General features: G+C 67.1%; 8 protein-coding genes and 1 tRNA gene. 2 read left to right on the top strand and 7 right to left on the bottom strand.

The window, feature by feature from the left end:
* A partial coding sequence (locus DBR34_RS21835) for a hypothetical protein (RefSeq protein WP_128097487.1) occupies nucleotides 1–292 on the bottom strand: 292 nt, incomplete at its 3' end.
* A 153-nt stretch (nucleotides 293–445) separates the two neighbouring features.
* On the opposite strand from DBR34_RS21835, the gene DBR34_RS15620 reads away from it, so the two are divergent.
* Together DBR34_RS15620 and DBR34_RS15615 are read left to right on the top strand one after the other, a co-directional pair.
* Nucleotides 446–790: a multidrug efflux SMR transporter gene (locus DBR34_RS15620; RefSeq protein WP_128097477.1), complete on the top strand. Its 345-nt coding sequence runs from the start codon at nucleotides 446–448 to the stop codon at nucleotides 788–790.
* Entirely contained in the window at nucleotides 790–1,374 is a 585-nt protein-coding gene (locus tag DBR34_RS15615) for a TetR family transcriptional regulator (RefSeq protein ID WP_128097476.1), read from the top strand. The genes DBR34_RS15620 and DBR34_RS15615 overlap by 1 nt, the downstream gene beginning before the upstream one ends.
* 18 nt (nucleotides 1,375–1,392) lie before the next feature.
* Here the strand turns inward: DBR34_RS15615 and DBR34_RS15610 are convergent, their stop codons facing one another.
* From DBR34_RS15610 to pheT, 6 genes are all read right to left on the bottom strand, one after another.
* The gene (locus DBR34_RS15610) at nucleotides 1,393–1,734 is read right to left on the bottom strand and encodes a phosphotyrosine protein phosphatase (RefSeq protein WP_128097475.1); all 342 of its coding nucleotides are present in this window, start codon (nucleotides 1,732–1,734) and stop codon (nucleotides 1,393–1,395) included.
* The gene (locus DBR34_RS15605; RefSeq protein WP_128097474.1) at nucleotides 1,731–1,931 is read right to left on the bottom strand and encodes a hypothetical protein; all 201 of its coding nucleotides are present in this window, start codon (nucleotides 1,929–1,931) and stop codon (nucleotides 1,731–1,733) included. Before DBR34_RS15605 ends, DBR34_RS15610 begins: the two co-directional genes overlap by 4 nt.
* Nucleotides 1,932–2,185: 254 nt before the next feature.
* Nucleotides 2,186–2,262: transfer RNA gene (locus tag DBR34_RS15600), tRNA-Pro, on the bottom strand.
* Between the two features lie 67 nt (nucleotides 2,263–2,329).
* The gene (locus DBR34_RS15595; protein ID WP_038687283.1) at nucleotides 2,330–2,686 is read right to left on the bottom strand and encodes a MerR family transcriptional regulator; all 357 of its coding nucleotides are present in this window, start codon (nucleotides 2,684–2,686) and stop codon (nucleotides 2,330–2,332) included.
* Nucleotides 2,667–2,966, bottom strand: coding sequence for an integration host factor subunit alpha (locus DBR34_RS15590; RefSeq protein WP_005410432.1), 300 nt, complete (start codon nucleotides 2,964–2,966; stop codon nucleotides 2,667–2,669). Before DBR34_RS15590 ends, DBR34_RS15595 begins: the two co-directional genes overlap by 20 nt.
* A gap of 25 nt (nucleotides 2,967–2,991) precedes the next feature.
* Nucleotides 2,992–4,523: phenylalanine--tRNA ligase subunit beta (pheT, locus tag DBR34_RS23360; RefSeq protein WP_258223987.1), on the bottom strand; the 1,532-nt coding region annotated here is incomplete at its 5' end.

Here is a 4,523-nt window from a genome sequence, read left to right as displayed (position 1 = left end):
CCTGCGCGATGTCCTTGATCAACCCGGCAATCTCATTGGCCAGGCGCCGGCTGTCGGCCACGGACCCGTAGAAGCGGATGGTGCGGCCGTCCATCTGCACGCCCGCCAGCCCCAGTTCGCCCTTCAAGGCATCGACGCGGCGATGGAAGACCTGCAGCCAGCGGGCCGAGGGGGCCACGTCGAGCAGGGCGACGATGGCCTCGTCTTCCGCGTGGTCGACCGTGGCCTGCAAGCCAGGCACGTCAAAACCGAGCAGCCGGGGGGCGCTCGGGTTACCGGGGGTGGGGTTCATGCGCCATGGTAGCCGCAAACCCACTCCGTGCCGCGCGGCAGCAGCGCGGTGTGGCTCGCGCCCCCAGGTGGCTTTGGCGGATGTCAGTCAGATTCCGTTCACGGTTCCGGCAAGTAACATACCGCCCGGTCGGTATCCAACCTGGAAGAAGCCATGTCCCCCCTCCTCACCGCGTATCTGTTCCTGTCCGGCGCGATCGTCGCCGAAGTCACCGGCACCATGCTGCTGCAGAAGACCGCACAGTTCACCAAACTGGGCCCCACGCTGACCATGGCGCTGTGCTACGTGGTGTCCTTCTACCTGCTCAGCCATGCGCTGAAGGCGCTGCCGCTGGGCATCGCCTATGCAATCTGGGGCGGCGTGGGCATCGTGCTCACCCTGATCATCAGCGTGACAGTGTTCAAGCAGAGCCTGGATTGGCAGGCCATCACCGGGGTGGCGATGATCGTCGGCGGGGTGGTCATGATCAACGCGTTTTCCAAAGCGGCGGCACACTGATGGACGCCACCCGACGACGCCGGCAGCCGGCGCTGGTACGCGCCGCGCTGCTTGATGCAGCGGTGCAGGAAGCCAGGGTGCACGGGGTGGGCAACGTCACGGTGCTCTCGGTGGCCGCACGCGCCGGGGTCAGCAAGGGCGCCCTGTTCCACCACTTCGCCAACCGCCAGGACCTGCTGGAAGCGGCGTATGCCGAGTGCCTGGCACGCTTCGGGGATGCGCTGGATGTGCTTGTCGCGACGGATCCGGTGCCGCACGGTCGCTTCACCCGCGCCTACGTCCGCGCCACCTTCGAGGCGATGCATGCCGAGGACGCCAACTGGGCGCGCTTCTCGCTGAGTGCGTTGGTGGAACCGGCGTTCGCCGCGCTGTGGCGACACTGGCTGGATGACCGCCTGGCCCAGGTGCCTGACGAACGTGCCGCCCCGCGGCTGCGCGTGGCACGGCTGGCGGCCGACGGCTACTGGCTGCAGGCGTTGGGCGGTGGGTTGGTCGAGAGCGGCGCGGGCGAGATCGATGCGTTGCGCGAGTGCGTGGTCGGGTTTACCTACGACGACCCGGTGCCGGGTGCTGGCAACCACTGACCGCGTGCTATCACTGGATCAACGCGCTGCAACGTCGCCGGCCAGATACCGCGCCACCCGGTCGTCGAGCAACGCCACCAGGGCCGGGTCCATGTAGCGGTAGTCATCGGGAATATCCAGGCAGTGCAGCCGCTTGTAAGCCAGCAGGCGCGCATACGTCGCCTGCAACCGATGCTGGTGCTTTGGCTCCATCACGAAGATGACATCGGCCCAGCGGATATCCGCTGGGCCGATGGGTCTGCGTGCATGCGGGCTGGTGCCCGCCGAACGTGCCGTGAATCCCGCACGCGGCTGCCAGACGGCTTCACCGGTAGGGCTGCGCAACTGGTTGCGGCTGCAGACAAACAGCAGATTGGTCATTGCCGGTCCAGCAACTGGCGCGTGCTGAGGATTGGATAGTGGATGCCCAACTGGCGTGCACGCATCAGCTTGCACGGGCGGGTATACAGCAGCTTCCAGTTCTTTTCGGGCTTGAACTTCATGACATGCGCAATGCGGTCGCCGCCGCACTTGCGGGCCTGCGAACGGCGCCAGGCGCGGTTTCTTTCCATTTCCATGGTCGTTTTCTCGTGAGTACCGGGTTCAGCAGCCGCGGTAGTACGAGTGGGCCTATGGTAAGTGCTGAAACGTGCGATGGCAAAGCCTCACGCCGCGCAACAGGTTGCGGTGCCATGCACCGCATCGGACGCGAGACGTCGCGCCCTGCCTTCGTTCATGCCATTGCCCGCGAACGTGTCCGCTTCGACATGGGCACGCACAACGAAAAAGGGCCCGCACATCGCTGTGCAAGCCCTTGATCTGTTACCAACAATGGTCGGGACGGCCGGATTTGAACCGACGACCCTCTGCCCCCCAGGCAGATGCGCTACCAGGCTGCGCTACGCCCCGATGATGCTGGTACTGTCCCCGCCTCTCAGCGGGCCGACGAGTATAACGGTTTTATCGAAGAATTTGTTCAGCGACGAAGCAATTGCAGCACTTCTTCCAGCTCCATCCGCGTCTGCTTGATGATCTGGTTGCTCAGCGTCGATTCGTCGCGGGCACCGGCACCTTCCAGGCGCAGGCGCGCGCCGCCGATGGTGTAGCCCTGCTCGTAGAGCAGGCCGCGGATCTGGCGCACCATCAGCACGTCGTGGCGCTGGTAGTAGCGGCGGTTGCCGCGGCGCTTGGCCGGCTCCAGGCTGGGAAACTCGGTTTCCCAGTAGCGGAGTACGTGCGGTTTGACATCGCAAAGCTCGCTGACTTCACCAATGGTGAAGTAGCGCTTTGCCGGTATCGGCGGAAGTTCGCGGTTACTGCCCGGATCCAGCATATGCCTCTACCCTTTCCTTGAGCTTCTGGCCCGGACGGAAGGTGACCACCGTACGGGCGGAAATCGGAATTTCCTCGCCGGTTTTCGGGTTGCGACCCGGGCGCTGGTTCTTGCGCCGCAGGTCGAAATTTCCGAAGCCGGACAGCTTCACCTGACGTCCCTGTTCCAATGCCTCACGCAACACATCGAAGAACGCGTCGACAAATTCCTTGGCTTCGCGCTTGTTCAGACCCACTTCGTCGAACAGCTTTTCGGCCATCTCAGCCTTGGTCAATGCCATTCCTGCTACCCCCCATGCTGCCCGCTCAACCGCGGATCCGGGCGTGGTGTTCACGCTCCATGGCAGAGACAGCCTCGGCCACTACCGACTCCACGTCGCGGTCCGTCAGAGTGCGCGACTTGTCCTGCAAAATCAAGCCCATAGCGAGACTCTTGAAGCCCGGCTCGACCCCCTGGCCGACGTACCGGTCGAACAGGGTCACCTGCCGCAGCAGCGGCCCGACGGCCCGGCGCAGGGTGGCTTCCAGGTCGGCCCAGGCGGCGGCCTCGGGCACCAGGAAGGCCAGGTCGCGGCGCACCGACGGGAAGCGCGACAGCTCGGCCGCACGCGGCAGCTGCCGGGCGGCCAGCGGGGCCAGGTCCAGTTCGAAGGCGAACACGTCCACGTCGATGTCCATGGCCTTGGCCAGGCGCGGGTGGATCTGGCCGATCCAGCCCAGGCTGACGCCATCGCGCAGCACCTCGGCCGAACGCGCCGGGTGGCCGTAGGGGCGCTGCGAGGGCTGGAAGGTCAGCACCGCGCCGGAGGCCGCGGCCAGCGATTCCAGGTCACCCTTGAGGTCGTGGAAATCGACCTTGCGGGTGGCCAGGCCCCACTGCTGCGGGTCGGCGTCGCCACACACGGCGGCGGCCACGCGCTGGGTCTCCAGCGGTGCCGGGGTGCCCTCGCCTGCCTGCGGGTGGAAGCTGCGGCCCAGCTCGAACAGGCGCACCCGGCCAAGCTGGCGCGCGGCGTTGCGGCCCAGCGTGGCCACCAGGCCCGGCAGCAGCGACGGGCGCATCACCGCCAGTTCGGCCGACAGCGGGTTGGCCAGCGCCACCACGTCTTCATGCAGCTGCCACTGGCCGAGCAGGCCGGCATCGACGAAGGCGTAGTTGATGGTTTCCTGCAGGTCGCGCGCCACCAGCTGGCGGCGCACGCTCAGGTCGTCCAGGCAGGTCTCGCTGGGCATGGCGATGCGCGAGGCGCCGCCCGGCAGCGTGGTCGGGATCTGCTCATAGCCGTGGATACGGGCCAGCTCTTCGATCAGGTCTTCTTCGATGGCGATGTCGAAGCGGCGGCTCGGCGCGGTCACCTGCCAGCCGTCGGCGTGGGCGACCACGTCCATGCCCAGCGCGCGCAGGATGCGCTCGACGTCGGCATCGGCGATCTGGATGCCGAGCACGCGGGCAATGCGCGCGCGGCGCAGGCCGATGCTGGCGGTCGCCGGCAGGTCGGCCTCACGTACCGCTTCGGTCACCGGCGCAGGCGTGCCGCCGGCCAGGTCCAGCACCAGGCGGGTGGCGTACTCGATCGCGGTGCGCGGCAGGGCCGGGTCGACGCCGCGCTCGAAGCGGTGCCCGGCGTCGGTGTGCAGGCCCAGCTTGCGGCCACGGCCCATGATCGCGGCGGGCGCGAAATGCGCGGCCTCCAGGAACACGGCGGTGGTGTCGTCGGTGACGCGGGTGTCGAAGCCGCCCATCAGGCCGGCCAGCGCGATCGGGCGATCGGCGTCGGTGATGACCAGGAAGCTGTCGTCCAGCGCGGCATCGCGGCCATCGAGCAGCTTCAGCGCCT

The organism is Stenotrophomonas sp. HMWF003 (assembly GCF_003061285.1).
GTDB lineage: Bacteria > Pseudomonadota > Gammaproteobacteria > Xanthomonadales > Xanthomonadaceae > Stenotrophomonas > Stenotrophomonas maltophilia_AP.
Note: the sequence above shows the minus strand (reverse complement) of the source record. Positions and strands in the feature narration are given on the sequence as shown.